The sequence below is a fragment of the Burkholderia sp. MSMB1498 genome, from assembly GCF_001526245.1.
Classification (GTDB): Bacteria; Pseudomonadota; Gammaproteobacteria; order Burkholderiales; family Burkholderiaceae; genus Burkholderia; species Burkholderia savannae.
Map to the genome: position 1 here is coordinate 288,040 of NZ_LOYJ01000119.1, position 19,329 is coordinate 307,368.

The 19,329-nt window shown below is 66.0% G+C and carries 12 protein-coding genes; all 12 read right to left on the reverse strand.

Going from position 1 to position 19,329, the window contains the following annotated elements; genetic code table 11:
• Positions 1-251 precede the first annotated feature (251 nt).
• A complete protein-coding gene (dmeF, locus tag WS91_RS27805; RefSeq protein WP_059671427.1) occupies positions 252-1,547 on the reverse strand; it encodes a CDF family Co(II)/Ni(II) efflux transporter DmeF in 1,296 nt (431 codons plus the stop codon).
• A 12-nt stretch (positions 1,548-1,559) separates the two neighbouring features.
• Positions 1,560-1,829: a metal/formaldehyde-sensitive transcriptional repressor gene (locus WS91_RS27810; protein WP_038746235.1), complete on the reverse strand. Its 270-nt coding sequence runs from the start codon at positions 1,827-1,829 to the stop codon at positions 1,560-1,562.
• 318 nt (positions 1,830-2,147) lie between these two features.
• A complete protein-coding gene (locus tag WS91_RS27815) occupies positions 2,148-2,513 on the reverse strand; it encodes a hypothetical protein (protein ID WP_059671428.1) in 366 nt (121 codons plus the stop codon).
• A 277-nt stretch (positions 2,514-2,790) separates the two neighbouring features.
• Positions 2,791-3,987: a beta-glucosidase gene (locus WS91_RS27820; protein ID WP_060820237.1), complete on the reverse strand. Its 1,197-nt coding sequence runs from the start codon at positions 3,985-3,987 to the stop codon at positions 2,791-2,793.
• Positions 3,988-4,460: 473 nt separating this feature from the next.
• A complete protein-coding gene (locus tag WS91_RS27825) occupies positions 4,461-6,824 on the reverse strand; it encodes a GNVR domain-containing protein (RefSeq protein ID WP_038746245.1) in 2,364 nt (787 codons plus the stop codon).
• 106 nt (positions 6,825-6,930) lie between these two features.
• Entirely contained in the window at positions 6,931-8,259 is a 1,329-nt protein-coding gene (locus WS91_RS27830; RefSeq protein ID WP_059671445.1) for a cellulase family glycosylhydrolase, read from the reverse strand.
• 31 nt (positions 8,260-8,290) lie between these two features.
• Positions 8,291-9,634 carry a membrane protein gene (locus tag WS91_RS27835; protein ID WP_038746248.1) on the reverse strand — a complete coding sequence of 448 codons (1,344 nt, stop codon included), beginning with the start codon at positions 9,632-9,634 and terminating at the stop codon, positions 8,291-8,293.
• 711 nt (positions 9,635-10,345) lie between these two features.
• On the reverse strand, positions 10,346-11,629 hold the full coding sequence (locus tag WS91_RS27845; protein ID WP_038746251.1) for a methyltransferase family protein: 1,284 nt from the start codon (positions 11,627-11,629) through the stop codon (positions 10,346-10,348).
• 89 nt (positions 11,630-11,718) lie between these two features.
• Positions 11,719-13,389: a collagen-like triple helix repeat-containing protein gene (locus WS91_RS27850; protein WP_063890124.1), complete on the reverse strand. Its 1,671-nt coding sequence runs from the start codon at positions 13,387-13,389 to the stop codon at positions 11,719-11,721.
• A gap of 780 nt (positions 13,390-14,169) precedes the next feature.
• Positions 14,170-16,104, reverse strand: coding sequence for a S53 family peptidase (locus tag WS91_RS27860; RefSeq protein ID WP_059671432.1), 1,935 nt, complete (start codon positions 16,102-16,104; stop codon positions 14,170-14,172).
• 1,012 nt (positions 16,105-17,116) lie between these two features.
• On the reverse strand, positions 17,117-17,566 hold the full coding sequence (locus WS91_RS27865) for a zinc-finger-containing protein (protein ID WP_059641799.1): 450 nt from the start codon (positions 17,564-17,566) through the stop codon (positions 17,117-17,119).
• Positions 17,567-17,770: 204 nt separating this feature from the next.
• The gene (locus WS91_RS27870; protein ID WP_038749395.1) at positions 17,771-19,234 is read right to left on the reverse strand and encodes a sensor domain-containing diguanylate cyclase; all 1,464 of its coding nucleotides are present in this window, start codon (positions 19,232-19,234) and stop codon (positions 17,771-17,773) included.
• Positions 19,235-19,329: the final 95 nt, after the last annotated feature.

The window sequence follows — 19,329 nt, forward strand, 5'->3', positions numbered from 1 at the left end:
ACGTCGATACGAGACAACAGCGTTCGCGCAAGCGTCACGCGTTCTGAGTTAAGCATTTCACGCGCTCGAGCGCGGCGATCGCGGCTCGAGCGGGCGATTGCGCGGAAACACGGCTGTCATGCGCCGATACGTTTGACCGCGGGCTTGGGTCACGGCGGTCGCGACGGCGCTGCATGCATTCGTCGAACCGGGCAACGCAGCGATTCGACGACGCCGTCGTCAACGACGATGTGATTCGTTTCACTTTCGCGTCAGGCGCGGCCGTGTACCTCGACGGTTACGTGCGACAGACTCTTGAAGCGCTTCAACAACTGATGATAGAAGCCCGAGTCGCGTGCGGGATCGCCCGTCGCGACGGACACCACCGCGCTCATGTGGCCGGGGCCGAGACGCCAGACATGCAGATCGGTGACGTGATCGCCGCCATTTTCGATCGAGCTGCGCACGTTGGCGGCGAGGCGAGCGTCCGGGTTGACGTCGAGCAGGATGCGGCTGGTGTCGCGCATGAGGCCGTACGACCAGTTCGCGATCACGAGCGCGCCGACGATGCCCGCGAGCGGGTCCATCCACATCCAGCCGAAAGCGCGCGCGAGCACGAGCCCGACGATTGCGAGCACCGAAACCGCCGCGTCCGCGATCACGTGGATATACGCGGACCGGATGTTGTGGTCGCGCGCCGTGGCGTCGCTCGAGCCGCCGTGTTCGTGATGATGCTCGTGGTCGTGCTCGACGAACGCGAGCGAATGCTCGCCGCCGTGCAAGCTCACGATGGCGGTGAACGCGTGCGGCTCCGGGATCGTGTCGGTCGATTCCAGATAGGCGCCGCGGTTCGCCAGCCCGAACGTCTGCCGCGTCCCGTCGGAGCGGATCGTCGTGATCGTTGCAGGCGCGTCGCCGATTGCCGGCTGGCTCGCCGCCGCGGGCGCGATGCGGAATACCGGCGGCACGCCGTCCTCGAAGATCGACACGATGAAGGCGCCTGCGCGCGTGGAGATCGTCTGCGCTTCGTCTTCGTGATCGTGATGGCCGTCGTGTCCGTGTCCATGCCCGTGATGATGGCCATGCCCGTGGCCGTGCCCATGGTGATCGCCGCTCAGCAGCCACACGCTTGCGAGATTCACGAGCAGGCCGAGCACGGCGATCGGAATCGCTTCGTCGAAATGGATCGGCACGGGCGACAGAAAACGCGCGACTGCTTCGTACGCAATGAACAGCGCGATCATCGCGAGCACGATTGCGCTCGTGAAGCCGGCCAGGTCGCCGAGCTTGCCCGTGCCGAACACGAAGCGCGGGTCGTTGGCGTGCCGGCGTGCATAGGTGTACGCGAGCGCCGCGATCAGCATCGCGCCCGCGTGGGTGGACATGTGCAGGCCGTCGGCGACGAGCGCGAGCGAGCCGAACAGCGTGCCGCCGACGATCTCCGCGATCATCATCGCCGAGCACAGCGCGATGACGGTCCAGGTTCTGCGTTCGTTCTGCTCGTGCGCCGCGCCGAGGAAGATGTGGTCGTGCCCTGCGCCGAACGCGACGTTTTCGAATTCGCTCATCGATCGCTCCGATTATTTGAAGTAGCTGTGAACCACGTCGATCAACTGCTCGGTCGCGCTGCCTTCGTGGTCGTCGGCCGCGTCGACGAGATGCGTGCGAATGTGGTCCTCGAGCACGACGGCCAGCAGGCCGTTCATCGCACCGCGGCAACTCGTGATCCGCTGCAGCACCTCGTTGCAGCCGCATTCTTCCTCGAGCGCGCGCTCGATCGCTTCGACCTGCCCCTTGATGCGGCGAACGCGGTTCAGGAGCTTCTGTTTCTCTCGAATGGTATGGCTCATCGCCTCTCCCCTAAATACCGGGGGGGAGTATATATCAATGTGCGAATTTGTATAGTGGGGAGGGGTATGCGGCATTCCGACGCCGCGAGCTGCAGGCGACGCTACGCCGAGCGCGGACGGCTCGCCTTGCCGCGGATCATGCGCGGGCGATCGCTGCCGGTGCGGCGCCGATGCGCCGCACGATTGCTTCTTCGCGTCGATGTAAGAGGGATGAATCGTCGCGTGCCTGGCGGCGCGCGGACGCACGGTGTCGCGCAGAAAACGACAAGGGCGCCGATGGCGCCCTTGTCGTCGACTTCGTTCGTCGAGATGGATCGATCAGCTTGTCTTGCCGACGGCCACGTGCTTGCCCACATGGTGGTGGTTCATATGGGTCGACGCATGGCGCGCGTGAGAGCGCGACGTCTGCGTGCTCGCGCGATCGGCCTGCGTATCCGAGCGATCCGCTGCGCGGGAGAGGCCCTTGTCGCGGTCGCCGGACTTGAAGCCGTTCGTGTTCGTCATGCCGGAACTGCTCATATGGCCCGCCGACATGCCGCCCGAATTGCCGCCGGCACTACCCATGCCGCCCATGCCGCCGCCGTGGCCGCTGCCACCGGCACCGCCGCCCGCCGCGTGCGCGGCCGACGACATCAAGATGAACAGACCCGTAGCAGTCAGCGCGACCAAACGATTACCTTTCATTTTTGTCTCTTCCTAAACGTTGTTTGGGCAATTGCATTGTACGAACCGCATTTGCCGTGCAACGGCGGCGTTGTAATCAAAGGTAACCGCTGCGGTAACTCCGTTGCGGCGCAACGGCGCGCGCGGGCGAAAGCCGCACGAGCGGCCTGCACAATCCGATTGCAAACGCGTGCGCGGACGAGTCGGGCCGCGTTCGTGCAAAGCGGAAGCACGCGTTACCGGTTGGTTACAAGCGTGCCGCGTTTTCCCGACGCGATCGGCGCCGCGCGGTCGCCGATCAGTTCGGAACGGCGCCGGCAATTGCCGTTTTCATGAGCCCGTAGCGCGGCTTTTCCTGTGCGCTGTTCGTCAGCAATCCGTAAGCGCCGCTGCGGTCGTCATAGAGTTCGTACCAGTCGAAGCCGATGACGTTGTACGTCGCTTTCGCGGCGGCCAGCTCGGGAATCGTCTTCGCGATGTAGGCCGCGATCTGCGCGTCCGAGTTGTCCGTGTTCACGCCGATCTCGGTGACGACGATCGGCAAGTTGTAGCGGTCCTTCAGCCGCGCGAGCACGTTGTATCGGCCGGTTTTGCCGAGTGCGTTTTCGAGGTCGCCGCCGTTCGAATACCAGTGCCACTGGATCACGTCGGGCGTGAGCTTCGGGTGTCCGGTCGTGCCGTCGGGTTGCGTGCCCGTCATCAGGCCGTCGAGGAAGCCGAAATGCAGTGCGCCCGACGTCGCGTTCGCGATCAGCTTAGTCGTGCGATTCGTGTCGACCGAGCGCCAGCCGTCGAGCGCGCCTCTCAGCGCGCCGCGCCAAATGGGAAAGGTCGAATTGTCGTAATCCGAAACATTGATGCCGTCGCCCTGGATCGGCGCGTTGTGGCTGTCGATGTCGTACTCGTTGCCGAATTCCACTATCGGAATGCCGGCCAGCTTCTTCGCCGCGTAGACGGAAAGCTTGTAGGCGTACGCATAGGCGCTCGCTTCGGTCGGCTGCTGCCCGTTCAGCGAGGGATCGGCCCAGGGGTGCGCCTGGATCATCGGCAGGACCGTGACGTTGGAGCCGAGGCCGGGGATGACCGTCGACGCGAGCGTGTCGATGTGAGCCGGGATGTACACGTCTTGCCGATAAACGCTCATGCCGAGCCCGGCAAGATGGGCCGCCTGAGTGGCGAGCGGGACCGACGCGTAGACGCCGCCGTCTACGTAATGTCCGTTCACGCCGAAAAACGGCAATGCCGAAGCGGTGTTCGAGGGCGACGACGCGCCGGATGCGGGCGCGGCCGTGCCGGACGAAGATGTCGACGGCGAACTGGAAGCCGGTGCGACGACGTTACTCGTCGGTGCGGCGGCGTTGACCTTGGCCTGATCGCCGCCGCCGCCGCAAGCGGAGAGCAGCAGCGCGAGCAATGCGGCTCTCGCCGCAGGGTAATGGATAGGAATACTAATGGATTGTGTCACGCTCATGGCGACCGCAGCTAGGCGTTTCATGGTGGGATCTCCGGAAGGGGAAATCTCTATTTTAGGTTAAATTGAGATAAACCTATCTCAAAATTGAGCAGTGATCTCGTTGAATATTCACGTTGGAGAGATAAATAGTGGGCTCGGGGCGGCTTTTGCCTACTCGGCGTTGGGCTCGGCGAGCGTTAGTGACGTGATGGGAATCGGCGGGCGCGACTGGCGTGAAATACGTGGAACGCTTGTGTGGCAGGCCTTTGCCGCCATCGTGCATGGTCTCGGTTCATGCCCGATACGCACGGGAGAAAGAAATCGATCGAATGTTTTGTCTACTGAGGTTCTTGCATGATTCATGATCGATTCATGAAACGATCGTCGGCGCCGTAGCAAAGATTTAAACGCTTGAGCCAATAAAAAACCGGAGGTGCGGAAACCTCCGGTTTTAGGTGCGATTACTTCTTCGTATCGAATCGATTCGGAATCCGATCTGATCGGAGCCTCTGCCTTCAGTTTCGAGAGGCTTTCGCGACGGCTCCTTTCGCCAACCTGAACGTCTGCTTCGCCTGAGCTGGTCGGGCGGGGCGTCGAGGCTTGGTCCAACGCTCGGCGACGTCGCGCCACCCGTCCCGCAGCGACGTGCGGGGCGGGCGCGGCGGCGCGACGTATGCATTGAAAATGTGGCCGGCGATTTTCGCGCCGACGCTGTCGAGGCGCTGCAGCGCCGTTTCGAGTTCGGCCGCGCGTGTCGTCCTGCCGCGCGACACGATCAGCACTGCGTCGCAATCCTGCGCGGCGATCGAAAGCGCATCGCTGAACGGGAGCACGGGGGGCGCGTCGACGATCACGAAGTCGTAGCGCGTGCGCAGCGTCGCCAGCAACTGCGAGAACTCGGCGCGCTCGAGCAGTTCGCCCGGATTCGATCCCGTGAGCGTACCGGGCGTCATCACGGACAGTTTGCTCTTGCCGAGCTTGACGATCGCCTTGTCGAGCGGCTGGCCGCCTTCGAGCACGTTCGCGAGACCGATGCTGCCGCCGTTGCGGCCCACGCCGAGCGGGTTGTGCGAACCGCCGCGCATGTCCGCGTCGACGAACAGCACCGACGCGTTCGCGTCGGCGAACAGATACGCGAGATTCGATGCGACGAAGCTGCTGCCGACGCCCGCGGTCGGGCCCGCGAACGCGAGCACCTTGCCGCCGCCGCGGCCGTCGTGCGCAAGCGCTGCGCGCAGGCTCGTGCGCAGCGCGCGCAGCGCCTCGATGCCCGGGTCGTTCGGATATTGCGCGGCAAGCGGCTTTACCGCCGCGCGTGAGCTGCCGGCCCTGTCGTCGCGCTGCGCGAGCGCGGCCGGCGACGGTGCGATGACCGCGACGCAGGGGATGTCCGACACGTCCGCGATCGATTGCGGACCGTTCAGCTCATCGCGATGGCGCGCAAGCAGATACGCCGCGGCGAGGCCCGCGAACAGCCCGCCCAGCAGCGCGCCGAGAATGATGATGCCGCGCTGCGGCCATGCCTTCTTGTACGGCTTGCTTGCCCAATCGACGACGCTCACGCCCGGCGTCGTGCTCGCCACGGCGATCTCGAGCTGCTGCGCGTTGGTCAGCACGCTCGTGTAAAGCTGCGTCGCGACCGATACCTGCCGCGACAGGCGAACGAATTCGCGTTGCGCGGTCGGCAACCGGTTGGCCGCCGTGGTCGTCTGCTGAATTTCCTTCTTCACCTGATCGAGCTGCGTCTGCACGGTCTGATAGGTCGTGCTGCCCGGCAGGAAGCGCGCCTTCACGTTGTCGAGCGCGAGTTGCAGCACGGTTTGATGCTCGGACAGCGAGTTCAGCCGGTTGATGAGCGCGATGCCTTGCTGGTCGACGTCGATCGTGCCCGTCGTGGTGCGGTAGCGGTTCAGCGCGTCCTCGGCTTTCTCGAGGTCCTTCTTGAGGCCGGGCAGGCGTGCGTGCAGCGAGTCGAGATTGCGCTGCGCCTTCTCCGCGCGATATTTGATGTCCTGATCCAGATAGACGCGCACGATCGCGTTCACCATTTCCTGCACGCGCTGCGGCGTGTCGGCCTGGTAGATGAGCTTCATCATCGACGGCTCTTCGAGCGTCGAATCGCGATTCGCCACGACGGTCTTCATTTTCTTCATCACGTCGTCGTAGACGAGCTGCGTCGGCTCCTTGACGATCGAGAACGCGATGCCGGCGCGCGCGCGCAGCGTGTCGACGCGAATCTGTCCCGCCTGTGCGCGCTCGCCGTCCGCGGCGACGGCGAACGGCACGGTCTGGCCGACCGCGCCGCGTGCGAGCAGGCGATCGCTTTTGTCGTAGAGCGCCCATTGGCCGTTTTCACCCGCGACGAGCCGGAATTTCTTGCCGAGCGCGGCGTCGGGCAGCGAGAGCTCGCCGAGCTTCAGCTTTTCGCCGCCCCATGCGAAGCCGGACAGTCCGAGGAACGGCGACGCGAGCTCGTCGTCGCTCGCGTGGCCGGAAGCGAGCAGACGGCCGATGAGCGGGAAATAGTCGAGCGTGCGGATCTCGAGGTTTGCGCCGATCTGTTCGATCGCCGCGCCGACGATCGCGCGCGACGTCAGCACCTCGCTCTCGTCGTTCGCGGACGGGCCGTTCGAGATCGTGCCGGACACGTCCGACAGCGCGCTGATCGACGATCCGGGCTTCGTTTGAATCCGCAGCAGCGCTTCGGCGCGATATTGCGGCGTGGCGACGAGCGCGTACAGCAGGCCGAGCGCGAAGAACACGACGACGATCGCCGCGAATAGCGTGCGATGCCGAGCGACGCTCCACCACAGGCTCGCGAGCCCGTCGTTTCTCTTGGCGTGCGGAGCCGCCGAAATGGGTTGTGCTTTCAGATCCATCGTTATTTCCCGTGATATGCGGCGAAGGCCGCCGCAATCCTCTGAGTCAATCCTCTTCATCGAGCGCGTGCCCGGCTCGGCGCGAAGGCGGAGCCGGGCGCGACGCTCATGCTCCGATCGTGATGAATATCGGCCCTCGCGTTTCCGGAACGTCGAGTCGCCTGCGGTTGCCGGCATCGAGCCCGGCGCCGTACATGTCGGTCACGGCGGCACCGGCGGGCAGCCGCGACAGGTCGACGCCGATCGCGTTGCCGTCGCCGTAGCACCAGACCACATACTTCGTCGCGCGCGCGGCGGTCAGCTTCAGCACCACGTAGCGCGCGTCCGAATCCAGAAAATACTGAGCGCGTTCGGCATCCCCGGTGAACGAGAAGAGTTGGCGAACCGCGACGTACGCGGGCAGCTTCCCGTTGTCGGCGTCGAGGAGTCCGAAGTTGTGCTCCATGTTCTTGCGATCGCGGCCGTCGTCGCGAATGTCGTAGTACGACGTGAGCCCGATCTGCGAAATCCAGTTCGCGAGCAGCAGCCGCACCGCGTACTTCGCCTGCCGCGCGCGTGCGACGCTCGAATGGCCGTCGCCGATATCGGCGACGTAGTTGTAGCCGTAGGCCGGGTACGCCCATTCGGTCGCCCAGATCTGCGGCCGCGTCCGATACGACGACAGGTCGCGCCGCAGCGCGGCGTAGTCGGCGAACACCGTTTCCGGTTCGGTCTGCCGGTACGGATGCACGCTGACGGCATCGGGCGCGGGCTGCGCTGCGCTGGCGATGTCGCCGACCGCGCGGATGAACGTGCGGTTGACTTGCTGCACGCCGCCCGTCGCGACGATCGCATCGGGATTCGCGGCCTTCACCGCTTGCAACGCCTGCTTCAGCACGTTGCGGTAAGCGGCCGGAGACGGCTCGCCGAGCCAGTAGGTCTTGTGGTCCTGCTCGTTCCACACCTCGAAGCGCACCGGCTTGCCCTTGTAGCGCTGCGCGGCCTTGAACACGTACCGGCGGAACGCGGTGAGCTGAGCGGGCGTCGTCGGCGGCTGGTTCGGGCTGTGCACGCGATGCATGCCGCCGAGAATGAACAGCGCGCCGAGTCCGCGCTCGGACAGATCGGCGACGAGCGCGTCGTATTTCGAGAAGTCCCAGCCGTGCGGTGTGTCCACCGCTTCCCAGAACAGGTCGGCCCGGACGAACGAGAAGCCGGCGTCCTTGACTGCGTCGAGCAGCTTCATGTCGCCGATCGCGTGCACCGCGATGCCCGTGTTGTCGCGCGATGCGACGAAGCCCGGCAAGTCGACGTATGCGCGCTTCGCGTCGGCGTTCGCATAGGCGGCGTCCAGCGCGACGGTGCGCGCGGCGTCGGCGAGGCGAGGCGCCCCGAGTGCCGCGCCGGCGAGCGCGACGAGCAGCCGGCGGCGCGGGTTGGGCGTGCAGTTCTTCATGTCGTCGTTTCCTTCGCGGCGCATGGCGGCTTCAGCGCGCGTTCGGCGCGATCACGCCGGTGTCGTATCGCAGCCGTTCGAGCGCGATGCGCGCGCTGGCGACGTGCGCGCGCTGCGGCGCGCGCAGACCGATCGAGCGCAGCGTGACGCCGAGGAACAGCAGGCAGCCGATCGTTTCGCAGATGTCCGTCGTCACGCCGCTCACGAGCAGGAAGCACAACATCAACCAGACGGGCCGATCGTTCGCCGGTTGCGCGAGGACGAAGCGCACGAATGCGGCGACGAGCAGCGCCGCGCCGATCACGCCGAAATTCGCGACGGTGTAGAGCGCCATGTTGTCCGCGTAGCCGACGTTGAAGCCGAAGTCGGCCGTGTAGTAGCCGACCGCCGAGCCGAATCCGCCGGGCCCGATGCCGAACCAGATCAGGTGCTCGCGCAGCAGCCCTTCGATCAGCAGCGGCCACGTGTTGATGAAGCGGTCCTGCATCGAGGACAGCGAGCCCGAGCTGCCGACGTCCTGCGTGCTCGCGAGCGTGACGAGCCAGCCGGCGATCGGCAGCGCGATCGTGATCGCGGTCGCCCAGATGCAGGCCGTGCGCAGCGAACGCGTGCGCAGCATGAAATGCAGTGCGACGACGAGCGCGAGCGCGACGAGCGTCGTCTTGTTCGTCGTCGCCCAGATGCCGACGGCCGCCAGCGCGAGCAGCGCGGCGAGCGCGAGCCGCGAGCGCAGGCGCGGAAACACCCAGGTCGTCAGCAGTCCGATCATCAGGCCGGTCGTCGCGCTGCTTCGGCCGAAGCCGGGCAGCCGCGACGACGTGCCGACATACGACGACTTCGCGAGCTGCACGCTGACGCCGCCGATGTCGACGCTGCCTCCGACCCACGGCAGCTTCACGAAGTAATTGAGCAGCACGCCGCCGATGCACAGCAGCGCGAGCGCGACGAACGCGCGGAGCATCCGCTGCGACTCGAGCTCGTCGAGTGCCTCGAGCGGCATGACGAGCGCGAACAGCATCGGCGCGATCGTCCAGATCCAGAAGCCGACCGCGCTCAGGCTGACGCCGTTCGCGAGCGACACGCACGTCTGCGCCGCCAGATACGCGGCGATCAGCACGTGGCTCGCCTTCGGCCGCTGGACGATCGCGAGCCCGAGGCACGCGACCATCAGCGCTTTCGGCAGATAGCCGAGCGCTGCGACGCCGGCGAGCGACGTGTAGTAGCGGATCGCGCCGGACAGCACGTCGCTCGCGACTGCGATGACGAACGTCGCCGCCCAGAGTCTGTGTATCGTCGAGATACGTTGCATCGGTGCGTAATGGTCGAATGGCGAGTCGGGCTGCGGATCGAACCGCCGGGGGCTGCGGGCTGGCATCGTCGAGTCTCGAACGGTTGCGGGCACCGCCTTTAATCAGCGAGCGATGCCGCAAAACGGCGGTCTCGGCTCAATTCGTCTGATTCACTCCAGCCGCGCGCCCGTAGACGCGTTCGCGCGGCCAGCCGTCGTTACGACGGCCGGGTTGGCGGGAGGAGCCTCGGCCGTCGGGCCGTGGCGTCGGACATGGATCGACGTGCGAGCCATGCATCTGCGTCGAAGGATAGCGTCGCCGCCCGGCGGGGAAAGTACGACAGCCCACACTACGCAGATGGGATGAAAAGCGAGGAATCGGCGCGGGCGGCGGTAAAAATAGCGGAAGGCAATGGCACGCGGCGCGCGCTTGGCGGAAGGCTGCGTGAAACGATGCGGCCGCTGCGGGGGCGTCGGCGGCCGTGCGCCGAAGGCAGGTGCGCAAGCGACGCCGGAGGATCGGCGGGCGCGCTCTTGCGCGGAGTCGGCGCTGTTGCTCGAGGTCGTCGCGCGAATGTCAGGGAATGTGAGCTCGCCGGTTCTTCCGATGCGCAATCTCGAAATGGCCTTGCGTGCTTCGGCGGCCGAATCGATCGGGCACGCGGCGCGGCATCGCTCGCCGCTTGCGCGATGGACGTGCGTTCATGCGGAATCGATCGTGCGGCGCCCCGTCATGCGCACGACGGCATGCCGAATGCGCATCGACGCTCGCGGCGCTTCGATCGCCGCGCGTTCGCGCTACGCGTGCCGTTCCCATCCGACCACCCGCCCGAGCTTCGCGAACAGTCCGTGCCGCGCGATCCATTCGGCGTACGCACGATATTCCGGATCGCGCATCAGATGCCGTTCCTCGGTCTTCGCGCGCAGCCAGTACAGCAGGTTCACCGCGACGAGCGCGGCCGAATGCATGATCGCGAGACGCCAGCCGAGCGGCTCGACGAACGGCACCGAGATCATCCAGTACGACAGGTTCTTCGCGAGATACGCCGGATGCTTCGTGAAGCGATACGGGCCCGAGGTGATGATGCCGCGATTCGTCAGATTCGAGAAACGCAGTCCGAACGAGATCGTCGACAACGCATAGCAGAGCAGCAGCGCGACGATGACGACGCCCCACGCGAAGCGGATCGCGGGCGCGGACAGCAGCCAGTTGTCCCAGAACATCGAGCCTTCGTAGTGGATGTAGTTGTTTCCGATCAGCGACCAGAACGGCTGGTAGCAGATCAGCGCGGCGAGCCAGCCGAGCGTCGTCGGCTCGACGCTGCGCACGTGGCTGTCGAGAAGTCGGAACGTGCACAGGTAGCCGACCGCGCCGAACATCAGATCCATCGTGTACGACAGGTCGTACATGAAGCGGAACGTCGCGAGCGAGAACGGCGCGCTCGCGGCGCTGGCGAACGACGCGCCGATGCGATCCGCGTCGGTCGACAGATAGACGACCATCAGCGGCAGGAAGAACGCCTTCACGGCCCAGCCGGCGAGCATCTCGCGAATCGGCCGCCAGTCGGCCGGGCGCTGCCCCCGCAACAGCCATCGGGCCCAGCATAGATAGGCGTCGTCGACGTCGCGCTGGCGGCGGTCCATCCAGCCGAAATAGAACGGTGCGGCGAGCGCGACGTACGGCGCGAGCGTGCCGACGAGCGACCAGAACGGCTGGTAGAACGCGCCGTGATATTCGGGCAGCAGCCAGTAGACGAGTGCGATGCCCGCGTAGACCGACGCGAGCGCGGCGAGCCGCAGCGACACGCGCGCGATGCTGAGCGGCCGCAGCGCGCGGTTCGCGAGACCGGCGCTCGGGCGCAGATGGACGCGCGCGACGAAGAGTTCATACGCGCCGATTGTCGCGATGATCGCCGCGCACGCGAGCAGGCTGCGTTCGGTGCCGGTCAGCGCGGCCGCGCCGCGCGACGCCCACAGCGTGACGAGCCCCGCCGCGATGCCGGCGAGGCCGATCGAAAATGGCGTCGCCGAGCGCGGCGGCCGTTCTTGTGCGTTCGCGACGCTGTCGAGAGTGGATTGCATGTCATCCCCCGTGTCATGACATGGACGGCGGGCGGCCGGGTGTTTGGATTGGTTGGTCCCGGCCGCCGCGCCGTTCGGCTCGCCCGCGCTTACTTGCCGGTGACGCCGCCGAGCAGGCCGCCGATCAGGTTGGTCACGGGCGCGAGCAGATTCGTCGTCGACGAGCCGCTCGCGGTCGTGGTGCCGGTCAGGCTGCCGACGACGCCCGTGGCGGGCGCGGTCGTCGTCGAGCCGGTGCTCGGGGCGGGCGACGTCGTCGCGACGGTGCCGCTCACGCCGGTGGCCAGCGAGCCGACGAGGTTCGTGACGGGCGCCAGCACGGCGTTGAGGCCCGTCGTCGCGTTGCCGCTCGTCGAGCCCGACGCGCCGCCGAGCAGGCCGGTGACGGGGGCAAGCGGGTTCGTCGTGCCGCCCGACAGCGCGCTCGTGATCGGCGCGAGCGGGTTCGTCGTGCCGCCCGACAGCGCGCTCGTGATCGGTGCAAGCGGGTTCGTCGTGCCGCCCGACAGCGCGCTCGTGATCGGCGCGAGCGGGTTCGTCGTGCCACCCGACAGCGCGCCCGTGATCGGCGCGAGCGGATTGGTCGTGCCGCCCGTCAGCAGGCCGCCGACGCTCGAGACCGTGTTGCCCAACTGGCTGACGACGCCGCCGACCGCCTGGACCACCTGGTTGTTCGTCGAGCCCGACACCTTCGCGCCGGCCGCGTTCAGCCCGCCGCCGACGGTGGTCAGCAGATTGTTGACGGGCGCGCCGAGGCCGGTGACGGTGCCGATCGTTTGCGTCGTGCCCGAGACGGCGTTCGTGATCGGGTTGATGACCGCGCTGACGCCGGTTTCGAGTTGCTGGACGGGCGCGCTCGTGAGCACGCTGTTCAGGCCGGAACCGACCTGCGTGACGGTGCTGCCGAGCGTGCCGACCGCGCCGCCGAGCGGCGACGTGACGGGCGCGAGCGGCGCGAGGGGGCCGGTGCCGATGCTCGTCACGACGCCGCCGAGCGACGAAACGGCATTGCCGACGTTCGACACGACGCCGGACGTCGACGTGAGCGTCGGGCCGAGCGGGTTCGTCGACGTGCCGAGCGTGCCGAGGCCGGCGGCGGTGCCGTTGCCGAGCGTCTGGACGCCGTTGCCGAGCGAACTGACGGCGTTGCCGAGGTTCGTGGTCGTCGCGCTGTTCACGCCAGGCACCGACGTGCCGGAGATCTGGTTGCCGGTGGCGGAGACGACGTTGCCCGTCGCGGTGATCAGGTTGCCGGTCTGCGCGAGGATGTTGCCGAGCGGGGAGGAGGCGGTGCCGGAAGTACCGGAAGTGCCCGAGGTACCCGAAGTGCCCGAAGTACCCGAAGTACCCGAAGTACCCGAAGTACCCGAAGTACCCGAAGTACCCGAAGTACCCGAAGTACCCGAAGTACCCGAAGTACCCGAAGTACCCGAAGTACCCGAAGTACCCGAAGTACCCGAAGTACCCGAAGTACCCGAAGTACCCGAAGTACCCGAAGTGCCCGAAGTGCCCGAAGTGCCCGAAGTGCCCGAAGTGCCCGAAGTACCCGAAGTGCCCGAAGTGCCCGACGACCCGGACGTGCCGCCCGAACCCGAGGTGCCGGACGTGCCCGAAGTCCCCGAAGTCCCCGAAGTCCCGATGGTGGCCGGCTTGACGCCGCCGGACGACAGCGACGGACCGTCGACCGATCCGCAGCCCGAAAGCGCGAGAAGTGTGGAAATACTGATTGCGATGGCCGATTTATTGAACAGTTTTTGCATGACAGGCTCCCAGATAAACTTTGATGACAGCCTTCGATGCAATTTTCGTACCATTGATTACTTCGTAGAATCTCCCTTCGTTAATGTATAAAAAATATCAAATCATCGATTAATCGTTCGAGATCGATGGGGAAATTTGGATTTTCTGCGAGGGTGTGGCCGCGCTGCTCCCGTCTTGCTACGTGACGTTCCGGGCGGCGTAACGGACTGCGCTCGGAACACGGAACACGGAACACGGAACACGGAACACGGAACACGGAACACGGAACACGGGGGCCGAAGCGTACGCGTGAGGTAAGACGGCATCGCGTGACGGCGGCATCCGTGCAGGCCTGAATCGATCGCAGGCGTTGCGATATCGATCGAAAACGACCCGATTCGAAAAGGAGAGTGAGGGAGGCGTTCCGACCGGCCGGTCAGTATCGATTCGTCTTCCGCCTGCGCGGCGGCGCTGTCCGCGAGTTCGATCGGCCGCTGACCCGAGCGCCCGAATGAACCGACCCCTCGCGGCAAGCAAGCCGCAGTGACGCGCACTCGGCCGAAATTTGCCTCTCGATGAAAAGCGTCGCCCTCATCGACGGCCATGCACCCGCCGGCAATCGACTTCCGACGCATGCCGCGCGGGCCCGAGTTTCGGTTGCGCGTGTCGAACTTGCATCTCGAATTCACCGCATTTGCCGGCGTATTCGCCACGCCGGCACGTCGGCGCGCCGGCACCGGCATGCCGGCACGAAACCCGCCGCGCGCCCCGAACCGGCCACGCGCGGCGTTTCCCGCCCGTTACTTCACCGAACTCGCGCTGACCTTCGCGAAATCGAGGCTGCCGAAGCCGGTGTCGTAATCCCATCCGGACGTCGCGCTATAGCCGTAGTTGTTGTAGCCGTTGTTGCCCGACGTCACGTCGTGCAGCAGCGACGCATTGCTCGGCAGGCCCTGATAGAAGGCCGATGTCGGCAGGCCGAGGCTGTTGCTGTTCGCCGATTCGACGCGCGCCCAGCCGCCGACGAAGATCGGCGACGCGAGGCTCGTGCCGCCGACCAGCTGATTCGCCTGGCCGTTGATCACGAGATACGCGCCCGTCGATTGCGCGGCGTCGAACGCGACGTCCGGCACCACGCGCTTCGTCACCGAACTGCCGAGCGCGGCCGTCTGCCAGCTCGGCGCAGCCTCGTAGCCGCTCACGCCGCCGCCTGTCGCCCACAGCCGCACCGCGTTGTCGAGCACCTGGCCGCTGCTGTTGACGTCCGCGTAGGCGAGCCCTTCGTTCCACACGGTTTCGCCCGCCCAGGTCGTCGTGCCGTTCGTCGACAGCGTCGTGCCGCCGACCGCGACGACGTACGGCGAGCTCGCCGGCGACGACACGCTGTACTTCGCCAGATTGATCTTCGTCGTGACCCGGCCGCCGCTGTACGTGCCGACGTAGCCCGGCGAACCGTACGGCGAGGTCGACCATTGATAGACGCCCGCGTCGCCCGACGACACCGAGAAGATCTGTCCCTGCGCGACCGCCTGTTTGAACACCGCGTCGTTCGCGGAGAGCGAGCCGTCCGAATTCGCGGCCGCCTCGTCTTCGCCGAGCGATACGTTGATGACCTTCGCGACGTTGTCGGTGACGGCCTTGTTGTACGCGGCGGTCAGCGTCGCGTTCGTGAGGCCGTTGTCGTTGCTGTCGCCGTTGACGGCCGCATAGAAGATGAGCTGCTTCACGCCGCCCGACGTGCCGATGATCGTCTGGCTGTCGAGATCCCATTCGCTCGGATCGCCGTCGTTCGCGAGCGTGCCCGAGCTGCCCGCGACGACGGCGGTGTTGACGGTCGGCAGGCCCGCGTTCTGCGTGAACGTGTTCAAGTCGGCGATCGTCTGCGTCATGTCGCCCCACGTGATGATCCCGACCGTCGTATTGGTCGCGGCGGGCAGGCCGCTTGCGTCGTAGATCTGCGCGAAATCGGTCGGCTGATGGCCGACCTGCGAGCCGCCCGTCGTCGCGTTCTTCGTGATCGTGTCCGTCTGGATGCGCGCGTCGGCCGGCGTGCCGCGATGGATCAGCCGATGCGGAACGGCTGCGCTCTGCAGCCCGAGCACCGATTCGACGAACGGGCTCAGCGATGCGGGCACCAGCGCGGCCGAGTCGTTGGCGTAGACCGCCTTGCCGCGATAGTTGAAGCGCTTGAGCGTCGTGCGGAAGCCGCGCTCCGCGTTCGACGCGTTGCCTTCCGCGAAAATCAGCTTGTTGTTCGCCGATACCGTGACGTTGCTGAAGCCGTTCGCCTTCAGGTGCGCGACGACGGCCTGCACCTGGCCGTCGGTCGGCGCGAAGCGCGCCTTGAACTGCTCGGGCGTCAGGTACTTGCGATAGTTCGCGCTACCGGGCTGGTTCACTTCGCGCACGAGCGCGTCGAGCTGCGCTTCGTTGCGGCTCTTCAGCACGATGGTCACGCGCAGCGGCTGGCTCAGCTCGAGCGGCGTGACGTTCGTGTCGGTGAGCTCGGGCGTGCCGATCACGTTGAGCGTGTAGCTCGGCGCCGTCTTGGCGAGCGTCTGCGATGCGGCGGCGGCGGGCGCGCGCGCGATCAGGAAGGCGTCGGTGCGGGTCGGTGCCCAGTCGGATGCGGCTTGCGAGGAAAGCGGGGACAACGCAGCGGCGATCGCCAGCGGTAGCAGCGACAGCGCGAAGCGTTTCGAGAATAGCCGGTTGACATGCTGAGTTCTCTGCATTTTGGAGTCCCAAGAAAATGATGAAGAACGGATGCGCAGCCTGGGTCCGACGGGGTAGGGACGCGCGGCGCGCAGCCGATGCACGGCGATGCGGCGAAGCTGACGTTCACGGCGACATGATTCCCTCCCTTCGATGGATGGCTGAGGCGGCGCGGCGTGGTCGAGCTCGACGTTCGCGGCGGCGTCGGGCGCACCCGCATGCCGACGCGAACGCGCGCCCGATTCGGCGGGCCGTTCGTCAAATGCTTAGGAATCCCATTCATATGGCGCGCGAAAGCACTGCTTGCGCCGCGCCGCAATTCGTTGCGCGATCCGCGTGCGGCGCGGCGGATCGGCGTCGATCCGTCACGCGGCGGCTGTACCGCGTCTTTCAGCAAATTCGGACAACACGAGCCCGTCGCGCAGCCGCGACGAAGCGGCGCGCGAGACGGAACACCTACTCAGTAGACCGGCCGGAACCGGGCGAGCCGGTCGGGGCCGTCAAATCAGTCATGCTGCCTGCGCGTCGGCGGTGCGCGGCGCCCTCTCGCCGCGCGCATCGTTCGTCGTTTGCCGCCTTCGTTGGCCGCGCCGGCCAAACGCTCGCCCACCGAGATTCCGGCATTCGCTTTGCGCCGCTCGGGAATCCAATCTCGAAAATCCGTATTAATCGAGTGATTTTCGATATTTCCGATTCGCGATGAATGGCGAAGGATTGCCGGTTAATCTGGAATTAATCGATTGTCCGGAAGCGTGCCGCGGTTTCTTCGTGGATTGAAAGCCGCCCCTCGTAAATAACGTAATTAAATTGGAAGAATTCAGTCAGGCAGATGTTTGGTTAATGCTTGCACCGCGTATCGATGCGGCATTTGTTTGCGAAAAGATAGCAAGGAAAAAATTGAAGCGTCAAACTTTTTTTGATTCGATCTAAAAAATTTAGAAGCGTAATTCGTTTGAACCAAATTCGATAAAGGCAGAATGTAAGCTGGGATGTGAAAAGCGTTTGATGCGCCGCAGTAATGGCGAATAAGTATTACGAATGCGCGGGCGGCGATTTGCGGGATATGAATTGCTCGACGAGCCGCAGCGCGCCGCGGCACGCGTCGAGATCGAACGTGTGGATCGTGCTCGACGTGGCGTCGAGCCCCAGTTGCGTCGCGAGCCAGCGTATGCCTTTCGCGCGCGCTTCGAACGCGTTGCAGCCGTCGCGCCGCATCTTCGCGGCGACGAGCGGCTCGAGCGCCGCATGCAGCTCGGACTTCGCGTGCCTGAGCTCGGCGTTCGCGAGCCGGCCGAGCGGCACGTGGCGCCGGCTGCGCGGAAAGACGCCGATCCATGCGTCGCACGGCGGGCAGATCCACAGCTCGCCGTGATCTTCGCGGTATGGATACGCTTCTTCGCCGTAGCGCGCGAGCGTCGCTTTCGCGCCGCAGTAGTCGCAGACGGGTTGAGGCAGGGCGGGAACGGGGCGGCCGACTCGCATGATTCAAGACAATAGGTTCGTGTGTGGACAAAGCGATAGCGTATACGAATGACCGGGCCGCGCGGCCTCGGTTCCTTTCGGGCGCTTTCGCGAGCCGGAAAGCGGCGCGGCGGCGGGTGTGCGGAAGCCGCGCTGAAACGGGCTAAATCGGGCTAAATTGGACCCAAACGGGCCAAAACGGGCCCGACGCGCGAGCCGCGTGCGCTATGCGTGCTGCGCGTCGCAGACGCGGTTGCGGCCCGACGATTTCGCCCGGTACAGCGCGGCGTCGGCCATCCTGACGAGCGTCGTGTCGGAATGCGCGACGTTCTCGCGCGACGTGACGAGCCCGATGCTGACGGTCACGCGCTCGTACGGGCTTCTTGCGTGCTCGATGTCGAGATCGTAGATCGCGCGGCGGATATGCTCGGCGATCGCGGACGCGCTCTTCGCATCGGTGTCCGGCAGCGTGATCACGAACTCCTCGCCGCCGTAGCGCGCGACGTCGTCGGCCGCGCGGCGCACGTTCAGCGCGAGGCAGCGGCCGACTTCGCGCAGCACGTCGTCGCCCGCCTGGTGGCCGTAGCAGTCGTTGTAATCCTTGAACTGGTCGATGTCGACGAACAGCAGCGACAGCGGCCGGCCGGTGCGCAGCGCGCGCGCCCATTCGCTGCGCAGGTTTTCGTCGAACGCGCGGCGATTGCCGAGGCCCGTCAGCGCGTCCGTGCGCGCCAGCCGCTGCAGGCGCAGCTCGGCGTGCCGCCGCCAGCGCAGCTCGTGCGACAGCAGCGCGGTGCCCGTCAGGATCACGACGCCGAACACGAGCATCAACAAGCCGAGCCGCAGCGCGCGGATGCGCCATTGGAGAAAGACGTTGTGTTCGGCGGGCGATACGGCGACGACGATCGGCAGCCCCGGCAGCCGCTTGTACACGTAGAGCCGCCGCACGCCGTCGATCGACGCGACGGCGGTGAACACGCCTTCGTCGCGCGCCTTCGCTTGCGTGAAGAGCTCCGATCCGGCGATGCTGCGCCCGACCATCTTCGGGTCGAACGGCAGGCGCGTGATCATCAGCCCGTTGGTCTCGAAGATCGACGCGGTGCCGCCCGGCCCGACCGACAGGCCGTCGAGCAGCGCGCGGAAATAGTCGATGCTGAGCGTGCCCGCGACGATGCCGCCGAACGAGCCGTCGGCGCGCGTGATGCGCCGGCTCAGCGCGATCGTCAGCGCGCCGTGCCGCAGGCGCGCGGCGTACGGCTCGCTGATGTAGAGGCCGCCCTGAGGATGGTCGCGCTGATAGGCGAAATAGTCGCGATACGCGAAATTCGCGACGGGCGGCGGATGCGGGAAATGCGAATCGAGCACGATGTCGCCGTGCTCGTTCATCACGTAGATCGTGCCGAGATACTTGCCGGTGGCCGCGCGATCGAACAGCACCTTGCTGCGTATCGCGGGGTCGAGCGCCATGATGTGCGGATCGTTGACGCCGTCGACGACCGCCTGCAGCGACAGATCGTAGAGCTCGATGTTGCGCGCGACGTCGCGTTCGAGCAGCAGCACGAGGTTGTGCGCGTTTTCGGTCGCGTGCAGGTACGCGTCCTTGCGTGATTCGTACAGCACACGCGCGCCGAATAGCCAGATCAGCGCGAGCAGCAGCGCGCCGCAAACGATGATGCCCGCCGGCGACATCAGGCTCTGCATCCAGGACTGCAGGTAACGAGTCGCGAAGAAGGTCGAGCGCTTGCGCATGACGTCGGAGGCCTGTCGGGCGGCCGATCGGCGGC

Bases quoted from the DNA above. Each gene is read 5' to 3' on its own strand.
- WS91_RS27815 (WP_059671428.1), bottom strand. From the start codon at position 2,513: ATGAAAGGTAATCGTTTGGTCGCGCTGACTGCTACGGGTCTGTTCATC.
- WS91_RS27870 (WP_038749395.1), bottom strand. From the start codon at position 19,234: ATGTCGCCGGCGGGCATCATCGTTTGCGGCGCGCTGCTGCTCGCGCTG.
- WS91_RS27810 (WP_038746235.1), bottom strand. From the start codon at position 1,829: ATGAGCCATACCATTCGAGAGAAACAGAAGCTCCTGAACCGCGTTCGC.
- WS91_RS27820 (WP_060820237.1), bottom strand. From the start codon at position 3,987: ATGAAACGCCTAGCTGCGGTCGCCATGAGCGTGACACAATCCATTAGT.
- WS91_RS27865 (WP_059641799.1), bottom strand. From the start codon at position 17,566: ATGCGAGTCGGCCGCCCCGTTCCCGCCCTGCCTCAACCCGTCTGCGAC.
- WS91_RS27860 (WP_059671432.1), bottom strand. From the start codon at position 16,104: ATGCAGAGAACTCAGCATGTCAACCGGCTATTCTCGAAACGCTTCGCG.
- WS91_RS27850 (WP_063890124.1), bottom strand. From the start codon at position 13,389: ATGCAAAAACTGTTCAATAAATCGGCCATCGCAATCAGTATTTCCACA.
- WS91_RS27825 (WP_038746245.1), bottom strand. From the start codon at position 6,824: ATGGATCTGAAAGCACAACCCATTTCGGCGGCTCCGCACGCCAAGAGA.
- WS91_RS27835 (WP_038746248.1), bottom strand. From the start codon at position 9,634: ATGCCAGCCCGCAGCCCCCGGCGGTTCGATCCGCAGCCCGACTCGCCA.
- dmeF (WP_059671427.1), bottom strand. From the start codon at position 1,547: ATGAGCGAATTCGAAAACGTCGCGTTCGGCGCAGGGCACGACCACATC.
- WS91_RS27830 (WP_059671445.1), bottom strand. From the start codon at position 8,259: ATGAAGAACTGCACGCCCAACCCGCGCCGCCGGCTGCTCGTCGCGCTC.
- WS91_RS27845 (WP_038746251.1), bottom strand. From the start codon at position 11,629: ATGCAATCCACTCTCGACAGCGTCGCGAACGCACAAGAACGGCCGCCG.